Origin of the sequence: Aliamphritea ceti (assembly GCF_024347215.1) — a bacterium.
Lineage (GTDB): Bacteria > Pseudomonadota > Gammaproteobacteria > Pseudomonadales > Balneatricaceae > Amphritea > Amphritea ceti.
In genome coordinates this window covers 987,673-1,012,385 of the sequence record NZ_AP025282.1, presented here as the reverse complement: position 1 = coordinate 1,012,385, position 24,713 = coordinate 987,673, and the positions used below count along the sequence as shown (strand labels likewise).

22 protein-coding genes are annotated in these 24,713 nt (G+C 47.4%); 10 read left to right on the top strand and 12 right to left on the bottom strand.

Going from position 1 to position 24,713, the window contains the following annotated elements; all coding sequences use genetic code 11:
- Positions 1-15: 15 nt before the first annotated feature.
- On the bottom strand, positions 16-423 hold the full coding sequence (locus OCU49_RS04590; protein ID WP_261843805.1) for a group II truncated hemoglobin: 408 nt from the start codon (positions 421-423) through the stop codon (positions 16-18).
- Between the two features lie 218 nt (positions 424-641).
- Here OCU49_RS04590 and OCU49_RS04585 point away from each other — a divergent pair, with 218 nt between their 5' ends.
- Positions 642-1,739, top strand: coding sequence for a PQQ-dependent sugar dehydrogenase (locus tag OCU49_RS04585; RefSeq protein ID WP_261843804.1), 1,098 nt, complete (start codon positions 642-644; stop codon positions 1,737-1,739).
- A 192-nt stretch (positions 1,740-1,931) separates the two neighbouring features.
- On the opposite strand, the gene OCU49_RS04580 is transcribed toward OCU49_RS04585, so the two are convergent.
- Positions 1,932-3,485 (bottom strand): trimethylamine methyltransferase family protein, encoded by a 1,554-nt coding sequence (locus OCU49_RS04580; protein WP_261843803.1) that lies wholly within the window; start codon positions 3,483-3,485, stop codon positions 1,932-1,934.
- 5 nt (positions 3,486-3,490) lie between these two features.
- Entirely contained in the window at positions 3,491-5,917 is a 2,427-nt protein-coding gene (locus tag OCU49_RS04575) for an FAD-dependent oxidoreductase (protein ID WP_261843802.1), read from the bottom strand.
- Positions 5,918-6,089: 172 nt separating this feature from the next.
- Between OCU49_RS04575 and OCU49_RS04570 the strand changes: the two genes are divergently transcribed.
- Positions 6,090-7,022, top strand: a complete 933-nt coding sequence (locus OCU49_RS04570) for a LysR family transcriptional regulator (RefSeq protein ID WP_261843801.1) — start codon at positions 6,090-6,092, stop codon at positions 7,020-7,022.
- Positions 7,023-7,085: 63 nt separating this feature from the next.
- Here OCU49_RS04570 and OCU49_RS04565 read toward each other — a convergent pair whose 3' ends face one another.
- From OCU49_RS04565 to OCU49_RS04555, 3 genes are all read right to left on the bottom strand, one after another.
- Positions 7,086-8,147: a quaternary amine ABC transporter ATP-binding protein gene (locus tag OCU49_RS04565; protein ID WP_261843800.1), complete on the bottom strand. Its 1,062-nt coding sequence runs from the start codon at positions 8,145-8,147 to the stop codon at positions 7,086-7,088.
- Entirely contained in the window at positions 8,140-9,027 is an 888-nt protein-coding gene (locus tag OCU49_RS04560; protein WP_261843799.1) for an ABC transporter permease, read from the bottom strand. Before OCU49_RS04560 ends, OCU49_RS04565 begins: the two co-directional genes overlap by 8 nt.
- Positions 9,028-9,139: 112 nt before the next feature.
- Positions 9,140-10,129, bottom strand: a complete 990-nt coding sequence (locus OCU49_RS04555; protein WP_261843798.1) for a glycine betaine ABC transporter substrate-binding protein — start codon at positions 10,127-10,129, stop codon at positions 9,140-9,142.
- 157 nt (positions 10,130-10,286) lie between these two features.
- Between OCU49_RS04555 and OCU49_RS04550 the strand changes: the two genes are divergently transcribed.
- From OCU49_RS04550 to OCU49_RS04535, 4 genes are all read left to right on the top strand, one after another.
- Positions 10,287-10,814, top strand: a complete 528-nt coding sequence (locus OCU49_RS04550; RefSeq protein ID WP_261843797.1) for a MarR family winged helix-turn-helix transcriptional regulator — start codon at positions 10,287-10,289, stop codon at positions 10,812-10,814.
- A 263-nt stretch (positions 10,815-11,077) separates the two neighbouring features.
- Entirely contained in the window at positions 11,078-11,545 is a 468-nt protein-coding gene (locus tag OCU49_RS04545) for a DUF2269 family protein (RefSeq protein ID WP_261843796.1), read from the top strand.
- Positions 11,542-12,165: a DUF4166 domain-containing protein gene (locus OCU49_RS04540; RefSeq protein ID WP_261843795.1), complete on the top strand. Its 624-nt coding sequence runs from the start codon at positions 11,542-11,544 to the stop codon at positions 12,163-12,165. The genes OCU49_RS04545 and OCU49_RS04540 overlap by 4 nt, the downstream gene beginning before the upstream one ends.
- Positions 12,166-12,185: 20 nt before the next feature.
- Positions 12,186-13,289, top strand: coding sequence for a saccharopine dehydrogenase family protein (locus OCU49_RS04535; protein WP_261843794.1), 1,104 nt, complete (start codon positions 12,186-12,188; stop codon positions 13,287-13,289).
- A 39-nt stretch (positions 13,290-13,328) separates the two neighbouring features.
- Here the strand turns inward: OCU49_RS04535 and OCU49_RS04530 are convergent, their stop codons facing one another.
- From OCU49_RS04530 to rpe, 3 genes are all read right to left on the bottom strand, one after another.
- Entirely contained in the window at positions 13,329-14,324 is a 996-nt protein-coding gene (locus tag OCU49_RS04530; RefSeq protein ID WP_261843793.1) for a CobW family GTP-binding protein, read from the bottom strand.
- A gap of 88 nt (positions 14,325-14,412) precedes the next feature.
- The gene (locus OCU49_RS04525) at positions 14,413-15,093 is read right to left on the bottom strand and encodes a phosphoglycolate phosphatase (protein WP_261843792.1); all 681 of its coding nucleotides are present in this window, start codon (positions 15,091-15,093) and stop codon (positions 14,413-14,415) included.
- 7 nt (positions 15,094-15,100) lie between these two features.
- Positions 15,101-15,769, bottom strand: coding sequence for a ribulose-phosphate 3-epimerase (gene rpe, locus OCU49_RS04520; protein ID WP_261843791.1), 669 nt, complete (start codon positions 15,767-15,769; stop codon positions 15,101-15,103).
- On the opposite strand from rpe, the gene OCU49_RS04515 reads away from it, so the two are divergent.
- Complete coding sequence (locus tag OCU49_RS04515) at positions 15,768-16,991, top strand: DUF3530 family protein (RefSeq protein WP_336605366.1); 1,224 nt, start codon at positions 15,768-15,770, stop codon at positions 16,989-16,991. The genes rpe and OCU49_RS04515 overlap by 2 nt on opposite strands.
- 1 nt (position 16,992) lies before the next feature.
- Here the strand turns inward: OCU49_RS04515 and djlA are convergent, their stop codons facing one another.
- The 3 genes from djlA to OCU49_RS04500 all read right to left on the bottom strand — a co-directional run bounded on the left by djlA (position 16,993) and on the right by OCU49_RS04500 (position 19,659).
- Positions 16,993-17,835, bottom strand: coding sequence for a co-chaperone DjlA (gene djlA, locus OCU49_RS04510; RefSeq protein WP_261843790.1), 843 nt, complete (start codon positions 17,833-17,835; stop codon positions 16,993-16,995).
- Between the two features lie 85 nt (positions 17,836-17,920).
- Positions 17,921-18,610 carry an N-acetylmuramate alpha-1-phosphate uridylyltransferase MurU gene (gene murU / locus OCU49_RS04505; protein WP_261843789.1) on the bottom strand — a complete coding sequence of 230 codons (690 nt, stop codon included), beginning with the start codon at positions 18,608-18,610 and terminating at the stop codon, positions 17,921-17,923.
- Positions 18,610-19,659: an aminoglycoside phosphotransferase family protein gene (locus OCU49_RS04500; protein ID WP_261843788.1), complete on the bottom strand. Its 1,050-nt coding sequence runs from the start codon at positions 19,657-19,659 to the stop codon at positions 18,610-18,612. The genes murU and OCU49_RS04500 overlap by 1 nt, the downstream gene beginning before the upstream one ends.
- Positions 19,660-19,793: 134 nt before the next feature.
- Between OCU49_RS04500 and OCU49_RS04495 the strand changes: the two genes are divergently transcribed.
- The 3 genes from OCU49_RS04495 to pdxA are packed head-to-tail and all read left to right on the top strand — an operon-like array spanning position 19,794 to position 24,710.
- Positions 19,794-22,415, top strand: a complete 2,622-nt coding sequence (locus tag OCU49_RS04495) for an LPS-assembly protein LptD (RefSeq protein ID WP_261843787.1) — start codon at positions 19,794-19,796, stop codon at positions 22,413-22,415.
- Positions 22,405-23,709 (top strand): peptidylprolyl isomerase, encoded by a 1,305-nt coding sequence (locus OCU49_RS04490; RefSeq protein WP_261843786.1) that lies wholly within the window; start codon positions 22,405-22,407, stop codon positions 23,707-23,709. The genes OCU49_RS04495 and OCU49_RS04490 overlap by 11 nt, the downstream gene beginning before the upstream one ends.
- On the top strand, positions 23,709-24,710 hold the full coding sequence (gene pdxA / locus OCU49_RS04485) for a 4-hydroxythreonine-4-phosphate dehydrogenase PdxA (RefSeq protein ID WP_376787891.1): 1,002 nt from the start codon (positions 23,709-23,711) through the stop codon (positions 24,708-24,710). Before OCU49_RS04490 ends, pdxA begins: the two co-directional genes overlap by 1 nt.
- Positions 24,711-24,713 lie beyond the last annotated feature (3 nt).

The following is a 24,713-nucleotide window of genomic DNA, read 5'->3' as shown; positions in this document are numbered from 1 at the left end:
TTGAGTAACTCATCGCTAATCGCGTGTACGGCTCCGCTCGGCAGGTCGCCATAGCTGTTCGAGCAAATAAGTTTTAAAGGTTTCAGCGTAAGGCTGTTTTTCCAGCGCTTTACGCATGCACAGCAACCAGGCATCACGCTCATCACAGCCTATATCAAAAGGTTTGTGAGCCTGAGGAATATGAATTGAGCCGTATTTCTCCCGGTATAACTTCGGACCACCCAGCCAGCCACATAAAAAACACGCCAGTTTATCTGCAGAGCTGCTCATATCTTCCGGATGCATGGCGCGAATAATCTGAGCTTCAACCAGAGTATCCATCTGTTGATAGAACTCATCCACCAACTGGAAGACCCCCTCCTGCCCTCCGGCCGCCTGAAATGACGTGTCTTCTACCCCGTACTGCGGTACATCTTGCTGCATACCCTGCTCTCTTCACTCAGAAACAATAAACGCGTGAATATATACGGTGCTCCAACAATTAATTCAATGGAAAAATCCTCAATAGTCGCCTATCAGCTCAATTTACCTATAAAAAGTCTCATCCAGAATACAGGGAATGATTTGCAGATTAACGAGTCTGATCACTATAGTCCTAATGACCCTTGTATGAACTGATAACTTTCCGCAAAGGCAACACTATGCATATTCGGACACTCTGCTCTGCCCTGTTCTTCAGTCTGTTACTGAGCGTTAGCCCATTCGCTGTCAGCCAACCGTCATTCCAGATCACAGAAATTACTGCTCAGCTGGATCGCCCCTGGTCACTGGCAGAGTTGCCAGATGATCAACTGCTAGTAACTGAACGCAACGGCAGGTTAGTGAGAATAAATGCTGACCAAATACACAGTATTGATGGTGTTCCTGATGTTTTAGATGCAGGCCAGGGAGGATTACTGGATATAAAGCTACATCCACAGTTTAGCGAGAACAGTTGGCTGTACCTCAGCTACTCCCACGGTACTCAGCGCAACAACCAGTTACGGCTGATGCGCGCAAAGCTTGAAGGCAATAAGCTGGTGGATCAGCAGGTTATTTTCAGTGCCCGGCCTGAAAAAAGCAGTGGTTTGCATTTTGCCGGCAGAATCGCCTTTTTGCCTGACAATACACTCTTACTGAGTATTGGCGATGGCTATAAGTATCTGGAACAGGCACAGGATAAAACCAGTTTACTAGGCAAAATTATCCGGTTGGATGAAAGCGGTCAGGTGCCCGATGATAACCCCTTTATTAATCAGCCAGACACCGCCCCGGAAATTTATTCTTACGGGCACCGAAATACACAGGGATTAGTTTATGATCCTGTACGCCAGAAAATATTTGCCAATGAGCATGGTCCCAAAGGCGGCGACGAAATTAACATTATTCAGTCCGGTAATAACTATGGCTGGCCAGTAATTACGTACGGCGTCGATTATTCAGGCCTGAGTATTACTCCTTACCGTGAGCGCCCGGGCATGGAGCAACCGCTAGTGAACTGGACGCCGTCTATTGCACCGTCTTCCATCACGGTCTATTACGGCAATATGTTCCCTGAACTGCAGGGTGACTTACTCAGTACAACTCTGAAAGCTCGTCATTTGCGCTGGGTAGAAATGAACGGTGATCAACCCGGTCAAGAGCATGAACTGCTCGGAGAACTCAATGAGCGGCTACGTTATATCCAGACAGCCAGAGATGGCAGCCTGTATCTGCTGACAGACAGTGGCAAATTACTGCAGCTTACGGCACCTGATTAAAGATAATCACCGAACTCAAAGCTCGAAAATACAGCCTTAGACACACAAACTTAATCACTGCCTTTAATAAAAAAGAGCAGCCCTAAGGCTGCTCAATGACTAAACACACTGCACTTGCTGGAGATACAGTGGATTGAAGCATCTGTTCAGACAAACCTCTTTTTTGACAAGCGTCTTTCAGACAAGCACTTTTTAAACAGTTAACTGAATATTGTATTTAGCCCGGATGGCCGCATCGGTTTCCGCATCTAAATAGTTTGGCCGATGCGTAGCAAGTACCTGTTTAGCTTTCAGATTGGCTCGCTGCCACATATCCTGCCCCCCCATTTCCTGCCAGGTTCTCGGTTCTTGTCGGTCAGATAAATCACTTGGATAGAAGTAATCCCGCTGCATGGCCGCCAGAGTGTGATCCCCCCCAAGGAAATGCCCTTCTCCAGTCACAGCTTCACGAATTGCATCGAATCCCAGCGTTTCCTCATTCACTTCCACACCCCTAAGCACCCGGTATACATGGGAAATCATCTCATCATCAATCAGGAATGACTCAAACGATGCTCCCAGTAAACTGGCTGTCATACCCGCTGACTCATACACCATATTACAACCGGACAAGCCGACGGACACAGCGGAAAGCGCTTTTTCGACGCCCATCTGCGCATCTACCGCCTTAGCGTCACTCATGCTGGAAGCAGCACCTGATGGTAAACCCAGATAGTTAGACAACTGTGCCGAGGCAGCATTCAACAAGGTAATTTCACCACCACCGCCACAGAACGATCCGGTCCGCAGATCAATCACCAGTGGCCAGTTCGAAAAGATCATCGGATAACCCGGCTCAAACACATTCACCATGATCAGCGCTGCCAAAGTTTCTGCTAACGTCGAGCTAAGCATACCCGCCAGCGTCGCCGGGGACGTCGCACCAGATTGCGCCGCTACTATATTGTTAATCGGCACGCCTCTGCGCATACAGGCCATCGCCACATCGACAGCATCTTCACCATAGCGCAATGGAGAAATAACCGGACTGATATGTGCCTTACAGAATGGCCTTTCACGGAACTTACCTTCGCCGCCCATCGCCATATCGAACATATCGATAATAGGGTCAACATGCTCCGCCAAGGTGAAACTGGTACCCACCGGTTTTTCAGTACCGACCAACAGGGCATAAGCAGTATTTACATCCAGATCATAGTTATCCGGCACATCTGTTGCGACACAGCACCGAGTGAACCAGCTGACATTATTCAAAGTGTCCATCAGCCGGGTGAAATCATACAGATCATCCAGCGTGGATGGCCGGTATTCGCCACTGTCGATATCAAGCGTCTGCACCGCAGCACCACCAGTACCGAAGTACACACTGTCACCACCTACAGTAAAGTCATGCTTAGGATTACGCCCATAATAAGTGAAAGTTTTACAGGCACCGGCAATCTGTTCTTCAACCATAGCTTTAGGGAAGCAAAGCCGCCCTAAATCATTCATAAATGCGCCTTTTGAACAGGCCTGATCAATCAGTGCCTGAGGGGACTCCCCCATGCCGATTTCTTCCAGAATGCGTAACGCACTCTGGTAGATAGTTTCGATCTGCTCATCGGTTAGCGGTTTATACTGGCCACCAGCAGGCCCTGGCGGACAAGGATTTATTGTCGGCGGCGCACTACGTTTAGCCCGCATAATATCCCGGGCCCGGGGGCCTCCACGCCCTCTGCGTTTTACCTTAGTGGTTTCTTCAGTCATGCTTATTACCCCCGCACTAAAGCATTTTCCGGATCATACTGACCGGGTTCTATGACTTTAACCGGGCGCATTTCACCCAGCAGATCAATACTCAGTTCAGTACCTATCTCCACAAATTCAGGATCAACAAAAGCATAGGCAAGGTTCTTTTCTACACGGTGTCCATAGCCACCAGACGTCACTGAACCGATCAATTTATCACCGCAGTAGATAGAATCACCAGAGTGTGCCGGTGCAATTTCACTATCCACTTCAAGACTGACAAACAGCTTTTTCGGGCCTCTTGCCTGCTCTTCCAGTAACGCTGTTTTGCCTACAAAATCTGGCTTATTGAGATTGACGAAACGGTCAAGACAGGACTCCAGCGGATTGCGTTCATAGATCAGGTCGGCTTTCCAGTGACGATAGCCTTTCTCAAGACGCATTGACTCTGTGGCATACAAACCAAACAAGCCCAGACCAAACGGATCGCCCGCTTCAGTAATCAATTTCCAGGCAAGATACAGCTGTTCATTCGGAATATGTAGTTCGTACGCCAGCTCACCCGAGAAGCTCACACTCATGGCCATCATCTTAGCGTGACCCAGCGTTTTCTCCTGAACACTCATCCATGGCATTGCTTCTTTTGACCAGTCACAACGTGGCGACAGAGATTGCAGTAACTCACGGGACTTAGGTCCTGCCACCACCAATATGGTATGGCTGCTAGTCATTTCTGTCAGGCTGACAGTGTCTGGTTTATAGGCATTCAGCCAGTCCCGGTCATGCCATTCAGCCGCTGCTGCAGAACCGTACCAGTAATGCTCTTCATCAAGTTTGGCAATGGTAGCTTCAGCCAGTACATGACCTTTTTCATTCAGCAGATAACACAGGCCAACTTTGCCGACTTTTTTCGGCAAATTGCCGCAAACCATACGGTCCAGGAATGCGGTTGCACCCTCACCTTTGATCTCATAACGGTTAAAACCGGAGACTTCCATCAGGCCAACATTCTCTCGCACATTAGCGATTTCCTGAGCTACAACCTTTTGAGTCGGTGTAAAGCGATAGCCATGCTCGTCTACAAAATCAGCATCTGGCTTGAAGAACAGTGCTCGTTCCCAGCCATTGACGACACCCCAGGCAGCATTCTTTGTATCCAGCACCGGATATAACGGTGTGGTCCGTGCCAGACGGGCTCCCGGACGATGCTCGTGCGGCAGGTGATAATGGAATTCGTTCTGGTAGTCTTCAATCGCTTTAATACAGGTATGTTCGGTATTAGCGTACTGGGTAAAGCGCCGTGGATCTAAGCACCAGGCATCCCATTCACTTTCACCGTGTACCATCAGTTCAGCCAGAATCTTACCGTGGCCACCACCTTCACCAATCCCGGCCCGCAAACCAATCGCACAAAACGCATTTGGCACGCCTGGTACTGGCCCAATCAGCGGCATACCGTCGATCGTATAAGTGATCGGCCCGTTCACAACGGTATGAATGCCGGTTTCGGTCAGGCATGGCATCCGCTCGAAGATTCGCTCCATATTATCCAGACAGCGATCCAGATCAGACGGGCAAAGTGCCTGCGTGAAGTGCGGATCAATGCCACGCATACCAAAGGTTTTACAGCCTTGCTCATACACTCCGACTAACAAACCGTTCTTTTCCTGACGGGAATAAAAATCATCGCCCGGGTCACGAATAATAGGCACCCGCTTATCCATTACTTCAAGCTCAGGAATAGTGTCAGTCAGAAAGTACATATGCTCCATAGACGTTACCGGATGCTCAACCCCCAGCATACGGCCCACCTCATTCACCCGGTAACCGGTAGCATTCACTACCATCTCGCAGGTAATATCACCTTTGGCAGTATGGACAATGAATTCGCCATTCGGCTTACGGGTAATATCTTCAACCGGGTTAAAGCGGTATACCTTGGCACCGGCTTCACGGGCTTTACGCGCCAGCGCAAACGTCAAACCAGCCGGATCAATATCGCCATCCAGCGGATCCCACCAGGCGCCTAACAAGCCGTCAGTTTTAATTAACGGATGACGACGACCCGCTTCAGCAGCGTCAATGAATTCCATTTCTACGCCCATGCTTTTAGCCATACCAACGTAATGTTTATAGGTATCAATCTGGTCCTGGGTATAAGCGGTGCGCATGCCACCAGTGATATGGTAAGAAATCGGATGTTCAGGATCTGCAGCTAATTTCCGGTAAAGATCTATACTGTGACGCTTCAGACCAATCATAGTCTGGTTACCACCAAACTGGGTGACCTGTGCTGCAGCATGCCAAGTTGAACCGGAGGTAAGCTCATCACGCTCCACCAGTACTACATCTGTCCAGCCTTCCTGGGTCAGATGGTACAACGTTGAACAACCAGCAATGCCACCACCAATGACAACAACTTTGGCGTGGCTTTTAATTTCTTCACTCATACAACAAATCCTTCTTATTCTTAAAGTATCTGCTGAGCCGAAGATTTCATTTCAATTCTGCAGATGGTTTGTTTATTTTTCTTACCCTGATATTCGCTAAGAAAGTGATCACTGACAAACCGAAAAATTTGTTATATGGTTCAATTTAATTAAACCGTTAAGACGCGATTTTATGAAACACGACTTACCGCCACTGGATGCATTAAAGGTATTTGAAGCCGCTGCCCGGCATCTTAGCTTCAGCTTGGCTGCTGATGAGTTATGTCTGACCAAAGGAGCAGTCAGCTATCAGATTCGTAAATTAGAGGATCATCTGAACTGCCCCCTGTTTCGCCGAGCTACCCGTCAGGTGTATCTGACAGAAGCTGGCCAGAGTTTACTAAAAAGTACTCAACTGGTTTTCACCGAATTACGGCAAAGCTTTGAATCTCTGAACAGTAATCACAACAGCCAGGTTACTGTTGCCGTTACCACTTATGTTGCGGTTCGCTGGTTATCAGCGAATATTGCTGGTTTTAATGAGCGCTATCCTGATGTATCTATCGTTCTCCAGCACACGGTAAATTCAGCCGACTTCAAACTGCCAGATGTCGATATGGCACTACGCTGGAGCCCCAATAAAAAAGGCTCTGCACCTGACAGAATCATGCAAGCAGCAATGCCGATGTTCCCGGTTTGCAGCCCCGCACTATTAGAAAAGCTCGGTTATAACGCACAGGTAAAACTGCCACGCGAGGCAATGCTGCAACCACCATGGAGTGATATAACGCTGTTATGCGAAGATCGTACTCAGGACTTCTGGAGTGAATGGTATGGTGAAGAGGACGATAGCCTAACTAATCCCCGCCGCACTTTAAGTGATGCGAATGTAAGGGTACAGGCAGCGATTGATGGTCAGGGCTGGATGTTAGCCGATGAACTAATGCGCAACGAGCTGGACAACGGTTTGTTAGTCAGCCCTTTCGAGCATGGTCTGAACGGTTACGGATATGTCTTACTCTGCGAACCTTCCCGAATAACTAACCGTAACACTGAATTATTGCAACAATGGTTAGCCGACAAACTTGCCACCAGCAGTAAGCCGATAATGCTCGAAAGCAATTAATCTGTTATTTCCACACATAAAAAAGGCCGCCCCAGGGGCAGCCTTTTTATCTGTTACAGCCAGTTAGCTGGTAACTTTTTCTTCATCAGCCTGATGACTTACAGCTTCAGCAAGCGTATCAGTATCGATACTGCCAACATGCTGTCCGTCTTCATCCGCAACTACTACTTGCAGCGCATCTTCGGTCAACATCTGATGCAATACTTCCTGAACAGTATCATCCTGTCCAACAACCACCGTATCACTGTGATTAATATCAGAAGGCACCTGAGCAGACATGATCGACTTAGCCAACAATACGCGGGTACGGTTTACGTCAGCAACGAAACGTTCCACATAGTCATCAGCAGGGTTCATCAGAATGTCCTGAGCAGGCCCCTGCTGAACCAGACGACCATCATTCAGAATGGCAATCCGGTCACCGATCTTCAACGCTTCGTCCAAGTCATGGGTGATGAAGACGATTGTCTTCTTCAGCTCGACTTGCAGTTCAAGCAGAATATCCTGCATATCAGAACGAATCAGTGGATCCAGTGCAGAGAATGCTTCATCCATCATCAGAATATCAGCATCACAAGCCAGCGCTCGTGCCAGACCAACACGCTGCTGCATACCGCCGGACAACTGTGCCGGATAATGCTTTTCAAAACCTTTCAGACCAACACGTTCCAGCCAGTAATGTGACTTTTCAGTAATAAATGCAGAGTCTTTCTTCTGCATCTGCAAACCAAATTTAACATTTTCAATAACTGTACGGTGCGGCAACAAAGCAAACTTCTGGAATACCATTGCCGTTTTTGTCTGACGGAATTCACGCAGTTGGCTTTCATTCATTTCGCAGACGTTTTCGCCGTCAATAATGATGTTACCAACTGTCGGATCGATAAGACGGTTAATGTGACGAATCAGCGTCGACTTACCTGAGCCAGACAATCCCATGATCACTTCTATAGAATGATCATGCAGGTCCATATTAATGTTATCCAGACCCAGTACATGTTTATGCTGTGATAACAGGTCTGGCTTGCTGATACCTTGTTGTACTAAAGGTACAACCGACTTAGGGTTTGAGCCGAATATTTTCGACAGCCCTTCAATACGAATTTTAACTTCTTTATCAGACACCGTGACCTCCTTCGCGATGTTTCTGAATACGTAAACCGTATTGCTGCGAAACCCGGTCAAAAATAATAGCTATGGCTACGATCGCAAGACCATTCAATAAGCCCATAGAGAAATACTGGTTTGTGATAGCCTTCAGTACAGGCTGACCTAAACCTTTAACACCGATCATGGAAGCGATTACAACCATAGACAGTGCCATCATGATGGTTTGGTTCACACCGGCAAAAATAGATGGCAAGGCCAGTGGAATCTGAACATTTTTCAGCTTCTGCCAAGAGGTACAACCGTAAGCGTTAGCCGCCTCGACAACATCCGGGTCTACGTGACGAATACCCAGGTTGGTCAGACGTACGATTGGTGGCAATGCATAAATGATTACCGCAATCAGGCCTGGCACTTTACCGATACCCAGCAACATTACGACCGGAATCAGATATACGAAGCTTGGCATAGTCTGCATGATATCGAGTATAGGGGTCACAATAGCTTGCACTTTATTAGAGCGCGCCATAAGAATACCCAGAGGAATACCGACAGCTATCGCAGTGACAGTACATACGGTGATGATACTCAGCGTACTCATCGTATCTTCCCACATACCTAGATAACCGATAACACTGAAAGCAACAATGACGCCTACTACCAGCTTCCAGCTGCGGCTACCTAAATAAGCCAGACCAGCTATCGCGATAATGACCAGAGGCCATGGAGAATTGAGAAGAACTTTTTCGCTCCAGACAAGTAAAGTTAATAGGGGATCGAAAAAGGCCTCAAGAGATTCACCGTAAGCCTGGGTGAACTCACGGAAGCTATCGTCGATAGCTTTGCGCATGCTGCGCAAATCGCCCCTCGACATACTCGGGAAGTCAGACCAGCTCATTTTTTGCTCCTTATCAGGAAGGCAGGGTACCGAAGGTACAGTGGATATTTAAAAGGTTATCCACTGTGGCCCTGCCTACGATTCTTATTATATGTAACTCAGTCGCGCGGTATTACAGTGAAGCTTTAACTTTTTCAGCTACGTCTGCAGGTACCCATTGAGTCCATACATCTTCGAAGTTTTTCAGGAAGAAATATGCACCGTCTTCACCATTTGCCTGGTTATCATCCATATAAACGATTACCTGACCCGCCATGTTTGAATCATAAGAACGGGTATTCAGATACTTCATTTCTTCTGGGTGAGCATTAGCAAACTTAGAGACAACAACTGTCATTACATCAGAAGGTGTGTAATCAGATTTCTGTGGTTCAGCGCAGGTTTCGTTAACCAGACACTCATCCCAGTGCTTTTTATCAAACTCAACACCAAAGTCCAGCTTCTTCAGCTCATACTTGGTAATTGGCACTGTTGGCTGCCAGTAATAACCAAACCAAGCTTCTTCACGGTCATAAGACTTAGCAATTGAGCCATCCAGACCCGCAGCTGAACCTGGGTCAACTACAGTGAAGTTATGCTTGCCAAAGTCATATGCAGACGGCTTAGCCAGGTTGTTAGACGCAATCTGACACGCCCAACCAGCAGGACAAGTCATAAACTGACCTACATTTGGATCTTCTTTACTTGGGAATAACTGAGGATTATCCAGTACATCCTGAACAGTCTTGATTTCTGGATGAGCATCAGCAATAGCCTTAGAAATAAACCAGCCTTCAGCAGCATCGGTAATCAGACGAGGACCACGAACAATATCACCTTTCTCTACAGCTGCATCGATACGGTCAAAGAATGCGTTTGCCCACAATTCAGGAGCAATGTCCGGCTGGCCTTTGGATTCCATGGAAGCAAAGGAGGTTACAGTTGATCCTGGGATTAACTCAACGCTACATCCATAACCTTCTTCAAGAATAATTTTATCCAGGTTAGCGGCAAATTCCGCTGAAGCCCAGTTCATTTCTGCGATTGTAACTGTGCCGCAGTCGGCCGCATGTGTCAGTGAACTTGCAATTACCAATGGTACAGCTGCTAACAGTGTTTTCATGATATCTCCGTCCCAAAAATCGGGCTAATGTTATTGTTTTATATTTGCCTGAAATTCATCTTACAACTCTAATATTTAGAGTTCAAACCTTTATTCGTTTTGTCATATAATGAGTCCATTACTTTATGTCATCCTTACTAACTAATTGAAATTAATAATGAATGAATCAACACGCTGGCAAGAAATTCTGATTGCATTACGCCGGATTATCCGTGCAACTGATTTGCAGTCTAAACGTGTCTCAAAAAGCTGTGGTCTGACAATTCCTCAGGTAATGGTTTTAAGGGCCATCAAAAATCTTGGCGATGTCACCGTCAGACGCCTTTCCGTTGACGTTTCCCTCAGCCAGGCGACCGTTACAACAATCCTCAACCGGCTTGAAGATCGACAACTGGTGGAACGGGTCCGCAGCGCCAGTGACAGACGTATCGTTAACGCACGTCTTACCGAACAAGGTAACCAAGTATTGGGAACAGCGCCACCCTTGCTACACGAGGCGTTTATAGACCGATTAGAGAGCCTTGAGAGCTGGGAACAGACTCAGATTTTGTCTTCACTGCAGCGTATCGCCAGTATGATGGACGCCGAGAGCCTAGACGCTTCGCCGCTATTAGACATTGGAGCGCCTGCGAAGGACCCTATTCAGAGCAACACGGATAAGACTGCTAGGCTCATAGAAGATTAGAGCTCAAAGCAATAATGCCGTGCCGCAAAAAGGCAAAAAGGTGACGCTTTGCGACAACGAAAAACACGCCGAAAGCCTCTTAAACAGACGTTTCAGGCTATTTTCCCGAATACTGTTCAAAATTAGATTAAACACCTGAACATCTCTGGAATACACTTCACAACATCACCTTACGTTTTACAGAGTCTGTGTCATATCATTTATATGCTTCAGTAATCTGCTAGAGTGATCACTAAGACTTTAACTGAAGGATCAGTTATACGATGTCTCTTTACCTCACCGTGAAAACGCTGCATATCCTCAGTGCCGCTGTATTATTTGGTACCGGCGCAGGTATTGCCTTTTTCATGTTCCGCAGTTATTTCTGTAAAGACTCTCAGGGAAAACTGTTTGTCGCCCGCAATACTGTACTGGCGGATTACCTCTTTACACTTCCCGCAGCTGTTTTCCAGCCCCTGTCCGGTATCTGGCTGATTTTTCTGGCTGGCTACCGCTGGGATTCGAAATGGTTAGTTATAAGTTATCTGCTGTATTTACTGATCGGTCTTTGCTGGCTACCAGTGGTCTGGATTCAGATACAACTGAAACAGCTACTGATTGTTGCTAATACCACCCACAGTCCTCTGCCATCCCATTACCAAACACTATTTCACTGGTGGATAGCACTGGGGGTCCCTGCATTTATCAGCATTCTGGTAATCTTTTTTCTGATGGTACTCAAACCCGTATGAATACTGATAACAAGCAACCTGTTTTTAGCAGCATTTTTGCTCCGCACTGGCACGAGCTTCCGACGGTTATGCACAAGCATTACCTGAACAGACCCTATACTGATGATCATACACAGGTAACCGGCACCATTAATGTCTGGTGTGCATGGCCACTAAAACGCTGTGCACGTATATTTTGGTGGTTAAAAAGTATTCCGCCTCACTGTGAAACCAATGTCCCCATTACCGTCGACTTTCACAGTTCTCCATATAACAACCATTTCCGTTTTGAGCGCACCTTCAAATTTAAAAACCGAGCCTGCTACCGGTTCACGTCAGCGATGGAACCTATAAAAGATAATCTCGTTATTGAGAGAATGTCCCGTCATATTGGTTGGTTGTTAAGCTATACGTGGGAAAATCAGAAAATAAAACTGAACCATCAGGGTTACATGGTTTGTTTGGGCAAGATCAGAATTTCTTTACCCATTACCTGGCTGATAGGCAAAGGTCATGCGGAAGAGTGGGCGTTGGACGACAACCGTTTTGCCATGCGTATGTATATCACCCATCCCTGGTGGGGAAAGCTTTATCAGTACGATGGTGAATTCACCATAAACAAACTACCGGATACAACCTGAACAGAGGAAATACTCAACCCATGAAACATGTACTGATCATCGGTGGTTACGGTAACTTCGGCCGTTTCATCAGCCAGACCCTTGCCAGAGAAACAGATATCCAACTGACAATTGCCGGCCGCTCAAAGGAAAAGGCAGATACACTGGCTGCAGAACTGCAGATCAGCCCGATAGCTCAAGGGTATCAGTTAGACATCCGCAAACCTTTGACAGAGCACTTACGACATCTTCAGCCTGATATTGTCATTCACACATCCGGACCGTTCCAGAGACAGGGCTACGGCGTCGCTCAGGCTTGTATTGAGTATGGAGCTCATTACATCGATCTGGCCGATGGGCGGGAATTTGTCAGCAACATCACAACGCTGAATAAAACAGCTCAGGACAACAATGTACTTATCGTCAGCGGCGCCAGCTCTGTACCCGGACTGACATCCGCAATTGTAGATAAATACTTACCAGAATTTGGCCATCTTGAGAGTCTCGACTACGGCATAACTACTGCCCAGAAAACGACCAGAGGACTGGCTACTACTGCATCAATTCTGGGTTATACCGGCAAGCCTGTCGAAACACTTACCGCAGGAAAAACAGACACCATTTACGGCTGGCAAGGACTCAGTGCCAGAAAATACCCCCAGTTAGGCTGGCGTTTATTGGGCAACTGCGACATTCCTGATTTGGCAATATTTCCAACCCGTTACCCTGGCCTGAAAAATATGCGTTTTTATGCCGGTCTTGAAATCCCTCTCATTCATATAAGTCTGTGGCTGCTTTCCTGGGGTGTAAGAACCGGGCTAATCAAAGACCTGAGCAGTTCAGCTGCAACGCTATTACGTTTGTCTTTCCTGTTTGATTGGCTGGGAACGGCTAACAGTGGCTTTCATATGCTGATGAGTGGTACAGATCATTATGGTAATGATAAAGAAATATGCTTTGAACTGACTGCACGGTCTGGCGATGGCCCATACATTCCCTGTATGCCCGCAATATTACTGACCCGTAAGCTGATTGCTAATCAGGTATCGCAGCGAGGTGCTCAGCCCTGCACCGGACTGATCAGCCTGGAGGAATACCTGAGCGCCCTGAGTGAAATGGATATTTCATGGTCGGTAACAGACTGAGCAATATTCAGGATTTATGCACAGAAATCCTGTTCAGTACTAAAGCCTCTCACTGGCGGCCAGTAAATCAGTTTCCAGTGTTTGCCATGCAGCAGGATTACGGCCAATGACTTCTATCCGGCTGTCGTAAACCTCATCCAGTGCTGTGCTGCTCATCAGACCATCCACGATGTTAAAGGCAAAAACACCTTCATCGGTGATGAAGACGCCCTTCACCCTTTCAGCGTCAATGCCCATTAAAATAGACTCAAGGGCAACAAAATCAAATTCGAAGTCCGGCTGAAAAACCCAGCCACTGCTGAAATATCCATCGCCTTTATTATCTTTACGCAAATACCCCTGTTCCGGCATATCCGGCGCAGCTGCAAAAACATCACTATGACCATGTGAATGATGCGTTTCTGTCACAGGCTCTGCCTGCCACTGACAGGCTTCATCAAGCCATTGCAGCTGTAACTGGCCATGAGCTACTGAATACACAGGCCGGTCAGTAATCTGTTGTTGCTCCAGATAGCGTTCTAACTGCTGAAGCTCATCTGCGTTATAAAGATCAGCTTTATGAGCGACGATACAATCTGCAACCTGAATCTGCTGCTGATAGGTATCATCGGTTACATATTCAGGATCAGACAGTTTACGGGCATCTACCAGTGTTATAGTCGCCTGTAACTGAATCACTTCGCTGTACTCAGCACTGCGCAGGCTGGCAAGCACTTCCTGAGGATGACCTAGCCCCGTCGGTTCGATAAGTAAACGGTCCGGTTTCGCCCGCTGAATCAGCTGATTCAATGCCATTTGCATTGGCAAACCTGCTGTACAGCACATACAGCCACCAGGCACTTCCCGCATATAAATACCGCTTTCTGAGTCTTCCCCCATCATGCTGGCATCAATACCTACTTCACCGAACTCGTTAACCAATACCGCCCAGCGCTCATTTTCAGGCTTATTAGCCAACAAATGCTGAATCGCAGTGGTTTTCCCCACGCCAAGAAAACCGGTAATCACATTGGTAGGTATCGCGCTAAACTGCATACAATAAGCTCCGAGAAGAGACAGATAGAATATTCGGGTAAGCCGTACAGGCCAGAGAAGACTTCGAAAGAATAGCCAGTTTAAAAAGTTAGTCTGACAAGTCAGCCAGAGTGTCGAGAATAAGATCCGGCTGCTGCTTTGCCACTGACTCACCATGATTAAAACCATAACTGACCGCCACGACAGGGCAGCCTGCAGCCTTCGCCGCCAGTATATCGTTCGAGGAGTCACCGACCATTAGCGTTTGTGACGGCTGCACATCAAAGGTCTGCATCGCGTGCAACAAAGGTAAAGGATGAGGTTTCTTTTCCGGCAGGCAATCACCACCAAGCACCAGCTGAAAATACTTACTCAAGTCGAACTGTTGCAACAGATGCTCTGTAAACGGCAATGGTTTATTAGTCACCAGAGCCATCGGAATATTTAGTGCAGCAAGCCTTTCAAGACAGATATCCACACCCGGGTACAAACGGCTCTGCTGACCACTCACCTCGCCATAATGGCTGAGAAACAGTGCCAGTGCCTGTTCAGATACGATATCAGGCTCAGTACCGCTTATATCATACCTGTCTAGCAGTGCTCGGCGAACCAGTATCACCGCGCCATTACCAACCCAGTGACTGACTTTTTCTTCACCGGCGGGTGGCCGCCCAAGATCTGCCAGCATCCGATCAATCCCTGCTGCCAGGTCTGGCAGACAGTCCATCAGCGTGCCATCAAAATCAAATAGCACCAGCGCCGGTAGCTGTCCGGCAAACAGGGATTTCATCACCGCCTTACGCCTGCGCTAGCTCTTCACGCATTTTAGTAATCGTTGCCTGATAATCATCGGTATTAAAAATAGCTGAACCGGCAACAAAGGTATCCGCACCAGCCGCTGCGATTTCACGGATATTACCGATGCCTACACCACCGTCCACTTCCAGACGGATGTCATAACCACTGGCATCAATACGTTCACGAACCTGACGCAGCTTATCCAGCGTTGCAGGGATAAATTTCTGACCGCCAAAGCCCGGGTTAACCGACATCAGCAGGATCATATCCACCTTATCCATCACATGATCAAGATAGTGCAGTGGGGTTGCCGGGTTAAATACCAGACCAGACTTGCAACCACCGTCACGGATCATCTGCAGTGAACGGTCAATGTGGTCAGAACCTTCCGGATGGAAAGTAATGATACTCGCGCCGGCATCAATAAAGTCGCCAATTAAGCGATCTACCGGACGAACCATCAGATGCACATCAATCGGCGCCTGAATACCGTAATCACGTAACGCCTTACACACCATTGGCCCAATCGTCAGGTTTGGCACATAGTGATTGTCCATCACATCAAAATGTACATAATCTGCACCCGCAGCGAGTACATTTTCAACTTCTTCTCCCAAACGGGCAAAATCTGCTGATAATATAGAAGGAGCAATCTTAAAATCGGCCATGGCAATAGCAACTCTTGAAATAATAATGGCGCCTATTGTACTGTCGGAACATCTAAACACAATACGAAAGCATCCCTTGCAGACAACTGATAGTTACAGAAACTGGCTCCTGCCAGCGAAGCTTAAGCTTCTGACATACGCACTCTTCTTTTCCGGCTGCGCCCTGTTTACTTTATCTTCAGCTGCTGAGGATAAAAACCAGGGTGACACGGTTAATATGGAGGAGACTTCCGGCATGATGCAGCCGGCAGATGGTATGACCGAAACAACAAAACTACCCCGCAGTATTCCCAACCCTGCAGCACAACGCGCCGCCGCTCTGGCTAAATCGCAGTCACCGGATACAGAAGTTATCTGGCTGGAAACAAATAAAGAAACTCAGTTAAGTCTATACATGCCAAGCGGAAGCGCTGAATCCTACGGCGGCATAATGCTGTTTCCAGGCAGTATGTCTACACCCGACTGGCCAGACATCATCCGACCATTACGCATATATTTAAGCGATCAGGGCTGGGCTACTCTGTCTGTTGCTTTACCCGACCCGAATCCATTTCCAATACCCACCAGAGATATGCAGGCGAAGTCACCGGCAGATACAACCAGTAATACAGATTCTGGGGCTGACTCTACCGCCACATCAGGCGAATCAATGGCTACTGAAGCTATGCAGGACGATGCCATGAGTGAGACTATGGCTGAAGAAAAACCAGAAGCAGAAGAGCCTTATATCGATAAACTTTCCAGAATCACCTCAGCTGCGAGCACAGTACTCAGTGAAAGAGAGCAGAACCGCCAGATCATAATTGGCGTAGGTACCGGAGCGGCCTGGGCTGCGGCATATATTTCCCAGGCTCAGGATGATCAGAATATTCGCCTGCTAATGATTGATCCGCGCCAACCCGCCGACCCGGAAGCTCCGCGGTTAAACGAATTAATTGCATTGCTCGATTCAGAAACGGTTCTGGATCTTTACTTTGAAGACAGCGAGCTAAGTAAAACGATGGCGAAGCAACGTTTGCGTATCAGTCGCCGCAATAAACTGCCTGACTACCAGCAAATTAAAATTAATCAGCGCCCTGATGACAGTAAACGTGAACAACAGTGGCTGGCTAAGAAAGTCAGAGGCATACTAAAAACACATGTCATTGATGCTGATTTTGCCAGAACAGCCAGAGGCCGGACAGAAGCGAAGGAAGCAATGCAGCTCATGCCCGGCAGCTAACTCAGTTTTTACGTGACTGTCTGATACGATCATAGGCTGACTGAATTTCCTGAGTTTTTTCCTTAGCCAGCTGCATCATTTCCTCAGGTAGCCCTTTAGCCACCAGCTTATCAGGATGGTGCTGACTCATCAGTCGACGATAAGCTTTCTTCAGCTCCGCATCACTCACACTCTCCTCAACACCCAAAACACCATATGCCTCTTTTAGCAGTGTAGCCTCGGAAACGGAGTTAAACTGATGAGACTGATAACTATGCTGCTGATAGGAGAATTGTGACTGCATTCTGGCCATCAGCGCAGCCATTTCAGCCTGCGACATATGTAGCAAACTGCAAACTTCACGAATAATTGCCAGCTCAGCTTCACTCACTTGTCCATCAGCCATTGCCGCCTGAAGCTGAATCTCTACAAACATAAGTTTTAATGGGATCCGGTAACGAATCAGCGCGCTTAATGGTCGCAATACATCGGCAATTTCGAAATGCTCTTCTTTACCTTGGGTAAATAGCTCAATTGCCTGTTTCTGGCGTTCGCTACTCAGTCCCATTCGCCCCATAACATCGCGGGCATACTGAATTTCTTCCTGACTAACCCTTCCATCTGCTTTTGCAAGCTTACCCATTACAGAAAAAGTCGCTTTAAAAAAAGCATCTTGTGGATTCAGAGCCTTACCCAGCACACTTTTCAGGCCTTTTGAAATTGCAATACCTATCGCGCCACCTAACAGTAAGCCAAACAGCCCGCCAGACATCAGACCAATCAATCCGCCAATCACAAGAGCAGTACTGTTGTTACGAATTACTTGTCCGATACTTTCACCAGAACGCTGTGCATCAAATGCCATTAGACAGATCCTAAAATAAACAAAAATCAAAAAGCTCAAAGTACCGGAATATCAACAACACAGCACCCTATCGCTACTTATACCATCATGAGTGGCTTAACAAATCATTTTCAACAGCCTGCAACCGCTCAATGGTGCCTATATCCCGCCAATAACCGGTATAATGTTCACCACTAACCAGCCTCTGACTCATTGCCTCACGAAGCAACGGAGCCAGTGCAAACTTGCCGGGCTGGCATTGAGCAAACAGCTGTGGCGATAACACACTGATACCACTAAAAGTTAACCGGTCACTTTCTGCCTCGACAATACGACCACCTGTCAGAGCAAAGTCCCCGCCTGGGTTATGTTCAGGATTATCCACCATCACCAGATGAGCCAATGAACCGGATTTAAGTAACGCTGACTGCGCAACTTGCAGACTTTCGGTTGGATAATCGCAAAACACATCACCATTAATAACCGCAAAATCCTCTCCGGCAGGTGAAACAAGTGGCAACGCTTTAAAAATACCCCCACCGGTTTCTAAGGCATCTGATTCCGGCGAATAGACTATTTCAGCACCATAAGGTTCACCATCACCTAACGTTGCTTCAAGCTGCTCACCCAACCATGCATGGTTAATGACTAACTCAGTGATACCACCTTTCACTAACCGTTCGATGTGATATTCAACAAGCGCTTTACCCGCTACCTTAATTAACGGCTTTGGCGTTGTCAGGGTAAGTGGCCGCATCCTGGTTCCCAAACCTGCTGCCAGAATCATCGCCCGCATTATTTAAACCATTTATCTAACAGAGCTGCGTCAAAATGCTCAGACTCATACATCGCAGGCACAACGACATCGGTCAGCCAGGCAGCAAAAGTCAGTAAGTCCTGATAACGCGAACATACACGAATAATGTAATTCAGTGTGCGAGGAATATCCGCCAGATAACCATCCTTACCATCACGTAATTTAAGACGCGCGAAAATACCGCTGGCTTTTAAGTGACGCTGCACACCCATCAGATCAAACCAATAATAAAACTCGGTTCGATCAAAACTCTTCAGCACACCCGCTGTCTCTAACTGAGCCGCATACTGGTCAACCCAACCGTATACATTCAGATCTGGCCAGGCGATATAACAGTCTCGTAATAACGACACTAAATCATAGGTAACCGGACCAATAACTGCATCCTGGAAGTCAATAACTCCCAGTGAGTCACCGCACAGCATCAGATTTCGGCTGTGATAATCGCGATGTACTGCCACTTGAGGCTGGGAATGGGCACTACTAATTAAAAGTGTGCAAACATCTTTCCACAAATGCTCAACACCCGGCGTGAGTGTGATGCCTAATAAATCTTCCAGGAACCAATCATGGAACAATTCCATTTCGCGCTGCAATAATGCCGCGTCATATTCAGGCAAAGGGAATCCGGCAACATCAGTCGCGGACTGAATCAATAATAATTCATCCAGAGCACGGGTATATAAATCATCAGCTGAGGTATCATTTAACTGCTGCAGATACTGCTCATCACCCAGATCACTGAGCAACATATATCCAAGCGATAAGTCAGCAGCAACCACTTGCGGGACTTTTATGCCCTGGCTATACCAACTGTCGGCGATTTTAACAAAAGGCAGACTAGCCTCTTTTTCAGGAGGTGCATCCATCAGGATCCAGCTTTCTGTGCCACTGATTAGTCGAAAATAACGGCGAAAGCTGGCATCACCCGATACCGGTTCACATTGCCAGTCAGACGCCAGATCAATATCTGATGCAGCGCAAATCTCGACCACCCAGGCGCGTAACCCGGCCAATCGTTGTCCCATAACTTTAATCCTCTAGCATAGATGCGCCGTAATGTTTTATCATTCAGCGCTTTAGTGCGTATATTACTCGAAATAACGGTTTGGCGATAAACAAAATCGAAGCACATACTTCCGCTGTAGAATGGATAAGCTGGATGCCCTTTAAAAGACAATCTTCATATTTACTCACATTGGCAGTTGCTGCCGTTGTGTCGCCTTCCCTTTATGCAGCCCCGGCCGACTCCTGGCAATGTCAGACTTTAGCAAACGGTGAATGGCAATGTACCGGCTCAGACACTCCTGTAGCAGCTGACACTCCTGCTGTTAACGTTCCAAGCCGACCATTAAACACCTCAGCATCCGCTGACAGCAAAGAAAGTATTAATGTTTCTCCGGCTAGCTCTACTGCCCCAATAACCACTAATGTTGTTAAAACGACATCGAACAATGCATGGCAATGTACAGGCCTGGCAAACGGTGAATGGCAATGTGCAGAACCAAATTCCCAAAACTCCGGACAAACAGCACAAGTAAGCCAACCAAATTCTACCGGTCAAAATGCAGCTAATAACGTCCAAACAAGCAGTGTTACTCACTCTAACCAGTACATTGCAGCACAAGACCTGGACTGGCAAAAAGGAGAAGGTGGCCAGTGTGGTCGCTACATAGAACCTGAATATCCACAGGTAATCGCTGGTAAAGAAGAAATCACCATTAACGCAGACCAGTCACAAACAAAGATTGGCGAAGTTTCAACTTTATTAGGTGATATCCACGTACAGCAAGGTAACCGGAGTATCCACAGTGATAGGGCCACATTATACGAAGCAAATAATCTGGCTACATTACAAGGTAATGTTGTCTACCGAGAACCGGGACTATTAATTGTTAGTGATAACGCTCAAGCCAATATGTCTACGAAAGAAACCCGCTTCGAAGCCGCTCAGTATGTCATGCATCAGCAACATATTCGTGGAACCGCAGTAAGTATTACCCGTTTACCTGACACACGTATCGATCTTCAGGACACCTCGTATACTAAATGCCCTCCGGGTGATGAAAGCTGGAAAATCAATGCTGACGAAGTGATTCTGAACCCGGAAGAAGGCTTCGGCACCGCTAAGCATGCTACGCTTCGTATAGGTGACGTCCCGGTTTTTTACTATCCGTATTTCACGTTTCCTATCGATGACAAACGCCGTTCCGGATTCTTGTATCCAACTATAGGGTATTCCGATGGGGACGGCTTAGAACTGGCAACGCCCTACTATTTCAATATCGCTCCCAACATTGACGATACTTTGACACCTCATCTATACAGCAGCCGAGGCCTGTCATTAGATAATGAACTGCGATATATGAATGCCTACAGCCATAACGTATTGAGTACAGCTTTCCTTGCAGATGACCGCAAAGCTAACCGGGACCGTTGGTTAGTTGATGCACAGCACCGAGGTAACTTCAACGGTTGGCGCTCCAATGTTGATTACACACGCGTCAGTGATAACAATTACTTCAACGACTTGAATACCGGACTGACTGTAAATCGTCAGGATCACCTCGATCAGTTAGCAGAAGCGAGCTATTCTCAAAACAATTGGACACTTACAGCCAGAGCACATTCTTACCAGACCATAACTACGGCAACCCGTCCTTACAGGAAACTACCACAAGTTACTTTAAGTGGTAGCCAGTATGACTTGATTGAAAATACAGATACAGAACTCAGCTATCTTGCTGATTTCACATCGTTTGAGCGCGACAATGCCAACCTTACTGGTATTAACCGGGTAAACGGCCAGCGCGCGCATTTGCAGCCTTCTATCAGCTTGCCGTTCCGCTGGCCATGGGCGCACGTCACGCCCAAAGCAACTCTCTGGGCTTCCCAGTACAGCCTGGATGACCAGGTAAACGGGCAGCCTAGCAGCGTCAACCGCACAGTCGGCGTGTTTAGTGTCGACAGTGGTCTGAGCTTCGAGCGAACAGTCAATGACGCAGGCATGATCCAGACTCTGGAACCACGCCTGTTCGCTCTTTACGTACCTGAAGAGAACCAGGACGCTATTCCAAATTTTGATACCTCAGAATACAGCTTCACTTACAGCTCGCTGTTCAGGGAAAACCGCTTCAGTGGCTATGACAAAATTGGCGACGCTCAACAGGCAACTCTGGGCCTCAGCTCAGGATTTTATCGGGCTAACGGCAGTGAAGTAGCCCGAATGGGCATCGCACAGGCACATTACTTTGCAGACCGAAAAGTACAACTGGCTAGCACCACTGCTCCATCAACCAGTAATCGTTCCAATCTTGCTGTCGAAGCCAGCTGGAATGTCACAGATGCTTTTCGTATCAGCAATGACAGTGAACTGGACGCCAGTGACTACCGTTTAATCGAAAATAATCTTAAATTCAGTTACTCTCCAAGCATTAATAAAGTTATCAGCCTGAACTTCCGCGAAAGAGAAGACACACGGGAGCAGGCAGATCTGTCATTTATCTGGCCGGTCGCTAAACACTGGAGTGTTTTAGGACGCTGGCAAGAAGACATTCGGAACAAAACGACCCCTGAGGCACTCTTAGGTGCTGAATACTCCGACTGCTGTTGGAAAGTGCGCATTGCAGCCAGAGAGTATTTACCCAGCGGCAGTACTCAACGCGACAGCGGTATCTATTTGCAGTTTGTTCTTAAAGGGTTAGGCGCTTTCGGCCAAGGTGGCAGTGGCTTATTCAATAACATTACCGGTTTTGAAGAACGTGAAAAACAAAATGACTATTAAGTATATGGGCCCTTTGAGGGCTAAGCTCATCAAGCCAGCACTGGCAGCTATTGCGCTTAGCGCATCAGTTTCCGCCTTTGCAGCCACCTCTCTGGACCGAGTCATTGCTATCGTCAATGACGACATCATCATGCAAAGCGAGCTAACAGCCCGTGAAAACATAATCCTGAGACGTCTGGCCCGTAACAATTCCGCCCAACCTCCTGCTGAAGCATTACGCAAGCAAGTACTTAACCGCCTGATCATAGACCATGTACAGATGCAGTTAGCCGACGAACGCGGCATTCGGGTCAGTGATAATGAGCTTAACGCGGCACTAAACCGCATTGCCGGTCAATCTGGTCTGAGTTTGGCACAGTTTCGCGAAACCCTCATAGCTGAAGGTCAGGACTACGCAAAAGTACGTAATCAGATTCGTCAGGAACTACTTATCACTGAGACGCAACGTCAGTTGGTTAACAGCCGAATTAACGTATCTCAACAAGAAGTCGATAACTTTCTGTCTTCAGATCAGGGCAAACAGGCCGCTTCACAAAGATATAATTTGAGCCATATTCTGGTAGCTATTCCACCGCAGGCTGACGCTGCGAGTATTCAGCAAGCTGAAAAAACCGCCACCGAAATCAGTACTGAATTACAAAACGGTGCAGACTTTGCGGATTTAGCTCTGACTCGCTCTGCCGGCAACAATGCCCTGAAAGGCGGCCAGTTAGGTTGGAAAAAAGCGGCTGAACTGCCTCCCGCATTTGCCCAGGCTATCCAGCTACTAAATAAAGGCCAGGTAACTACACCTATTCGAACTCCTGGCGGCTTCCACATTCTAAAAGTGAACGATACCCAGCAAGGTAACGTGCAGATGGTTGAGCAGACTCAAGTGCGTCACATTCTGCTTAAACCAACCGAAATTCGCTCTAAAGCTCAAACATTACGGGAAATAAAATCTCTGTATAACCGTCTGGCGTTAGGCGAGCCATTCGCGGAGCTGGCTAAAGAATATAGTGATGATCCGGGTAGCGGGACTGAAGGCGGAGATCTGGGCTGGACCCAGTCAGGACAGATGGTACCTGAGTTCGAACAGGCCATGCAGAAGACACCAGTTGGTGAAGTGAGCATTCCATTTGAAACCCGCTTTGGTTGGCACATTCTTGAAGTAACCGATCGTCGCGAACAAGATATTGGCGAAGAAATGCTGGTTAATCAGGCCCGCGCCAGTATTCGTGAACGTAAGTACAACGAAGAATTACAAAACTGGTTACGGGAAATACGTGCCAGAGCTTATATTGAGCTGAAGTAATGCTGTTACCAACGTTCAAGCTAGCACTGACTCCGGGCGAACCTTCAGGTATCGGCCCGGATTTATGTATTCAGATAGCTCAGCAAGGCCACCAGCACCAGTTAATTGCTATCGCTGATCCTCAGATACTTGCTGAGCGTGCAAAGCTACTCAATTTACCTCTGGAAATACGTCTATACAACGACACTGAAGAAGCTCGAAGCACACCAGCTGGATGCTTATGGGTAGACCCTGTTAACTGTATGACTGAGGTACAGCCTGGCCAGTTAAATAAGCAAAACGCTGAATACGTTTTAGCTACCCTAACTCATGCAACCAAAGGCTGCCTGAGCAAAGAGTTCGATGCGATTATCACGGCTCCTGTTCATAAAGGGATTATCAACGATGCAGGTATTCCCTTTAGCGGCCACACTGAGTTTTTAGAAGCACTGACTGGCAGCGACAAAGTTGTTATGATGCTTGCCACTGAAGGGCTAAGAGTCGCGCTGGCTACTACTCACTTACCATTAGTTGATGTCCCTGGCGCTATTACAGCACCTTTATTGCATGAAGTTATTCAAGTGTTGCATCAGGATTTGCAACAACGCTTTGGTTTATCACACCCCCGCATTCTTGTTGCCGGATTAAACCCCCACGCAGGTGAAGGTGGCCACATGGGCCGGGAAGAGATAGATATAATAGAACCAGCCCTGGACGAGTTACGTGCACAAGGTATAAACCTTACCGGTCCACTACCTGCAGATACATTGTTCACGGACAAATATCTGCAAAACACAGATGCAGTGCTCGCTATGTATCACGATCAGGGGTTACCTGTTCTAAAATACAAAGGCTTTGGCAACGCCGTAAATATCACACTGGGCCTACCGATTATTCGTACATCTGTCGACCATGGCACTGCTTTAGACCTTGCCGGTAGCGGTAAAGCTGATACTGGTAGCTTACTTACAGCGATCGACTGCGCCGCAGAAATGGCCAGCCATAGTAATCAGAATCGCTGAACA

Excerpts from the sequence above, each read along its gene's own strand:
- OCU49_RS04590 (WP_261843805.1), bottom strand. The coding sequence starts at position 423 with ATGCAGCAAGATGTACCGCAGTACGGGGTAGAAGACACGTCATTTCAG.
- OCU49_RS04585 (WP_261843804.1), top strand. The coding sequence starts at position 642 with ATGCATATTCGGACACTCTGCTCTGCCCTGTTCTTCAGTCTGTTACTG.
- OCU49_RS04580 (WP_261843803.1), bottom strand. The coding sequence starts at position 3,485 with ATGACTGAAGAAACCACTAAGGTAAAACGCAGAGGGCGTGGAGGCCCC.
- OCU49_RS04575 (WP_261843802.1), bottom strand. The coding sequence starts at position 5,917 with ATGAGTGAAGAAATTAAAAGCCACGCCAAAGTTGTTGTCATTGGTGGT.
- OCU49_RS04570 (WP_261843801.1), top strand. The coding sequence starts at position 6,090 with ATGAAACACGACTTACCGCCACTGGATGCATTAAAGGTATTTGAAGCC.
- OCU49_RS04560 (WP_261843799.1), bottom strand. The coding sequence starts at position 9,027 with ATGAGCTGGTCTGACTTCCCGAGTATGTCGAGGGGCGATTTGCGCAGC.
- OCU49_RS04555 (WP_261843798.1), bottom strand. The coding sequence starts at position 10,129 with ATGAAAACACTGTTAGCAGCTGTACCATTGGTAATTGCAAGTTCACTG.
- OCU49_RS04550 (WP_261843797.1), top strand. The coding sequence starts at position 10,287 with ATGAATGAATCAACACGCTGGCAAGAAATTCTGATTGCATTACGCCGG.
- OCU49_RS04545 (WP_261843796.1), top strand. The coding sequence starts at position 11,078 with ATGTCTCTTTACCTCACCGTGAAAACGCTGCATATCCTCAGTGCCGCT.
- OCU49_RS04540 (WP_261843795.1), top strand. The coding sequence starts at position 11,542 with ATGAATACTGATAACAAGCAACCTGTTTTTAGCAGCATTTTTGCTCCG.
- OCU49_RS04535 (WP_261843794.1), top strand. The coding sequence starts at position 12,186 with ATGAAACATGTACTGATCATCGGTGGTTACGGTAACTTCGGCCGTTTC.
- OCU49_RS04530 (WP_261843793.1), bottom strand. The coding sequence starts at position 14,324 with ATGCAGTTTAGCGCGATACCTACCAATGTGATTACCGGTTTTCTTGGC.
- OCU49_RS04525 (WP_261843792.1), bottom strand. The coding sequence starts at position 15,093 with ATGAAATCCCTGTTTGCCGGACAGCTACCGGCGCTGGTGCTATTTGAT.
- OCU49_RS04515 (WP_336605366.1), top strand. The coding sequence starts at position 15,768 with ATGGCAATAGCAACTCTTGAAATAATAATGGCGCCTATTGTACTGTCG.
- rpe (WP_261843791.1), bottom strand. The coding sequence starts at position 15,769 with ATGGCCGATTTTAAGATTGCTCCTTCTATATTATCAGCAGATTTTGCC.
- djlA (WP_261843790.1), bottom strand. The coding sequence starts at position 17,835 with ATGGCATTTGATGCACAGCGTTCTGGTGAAAGTATCGGACAAGTAATT.
- murU (WP_261843789.1), bottom strand. The coding sequence starts at position 18,610 with ATGCGGGCGATGATTCTGGCAGCAGGTTTGGGAACCAGGATGCGGCCA.
- OCU49_RS04500 (WP_261843788.1), bottom strand. The coding sequence starts at position 19,659 with ATGGGACAACGATTGGCCGGGTTACGCGCCTGGGTGGTCGAGATTTGC.
- OCU49_RS04495 (WP_261843787.1), top strand. The coding sequence starts at position 19,794 with ATGCCCTTTAAAAGACAATCTTCATATTTACTCACATTGGCAGTTGCT.
- OCU49_RS04490 (WP_261843786.1), top strand. The coding sequence starts at position 22,405 with ATGACTATTAAGTATATGGGCCCTTTGAGGGCTAAGCTCATCAAGCCA.
- pdxA (WP_376787891.1), top strand. The coding sequence starts at position 23,709 with ATGCTGTTACCAACGTTCAAGCTAGCACTGACTCCGGGCGAACCTTCA.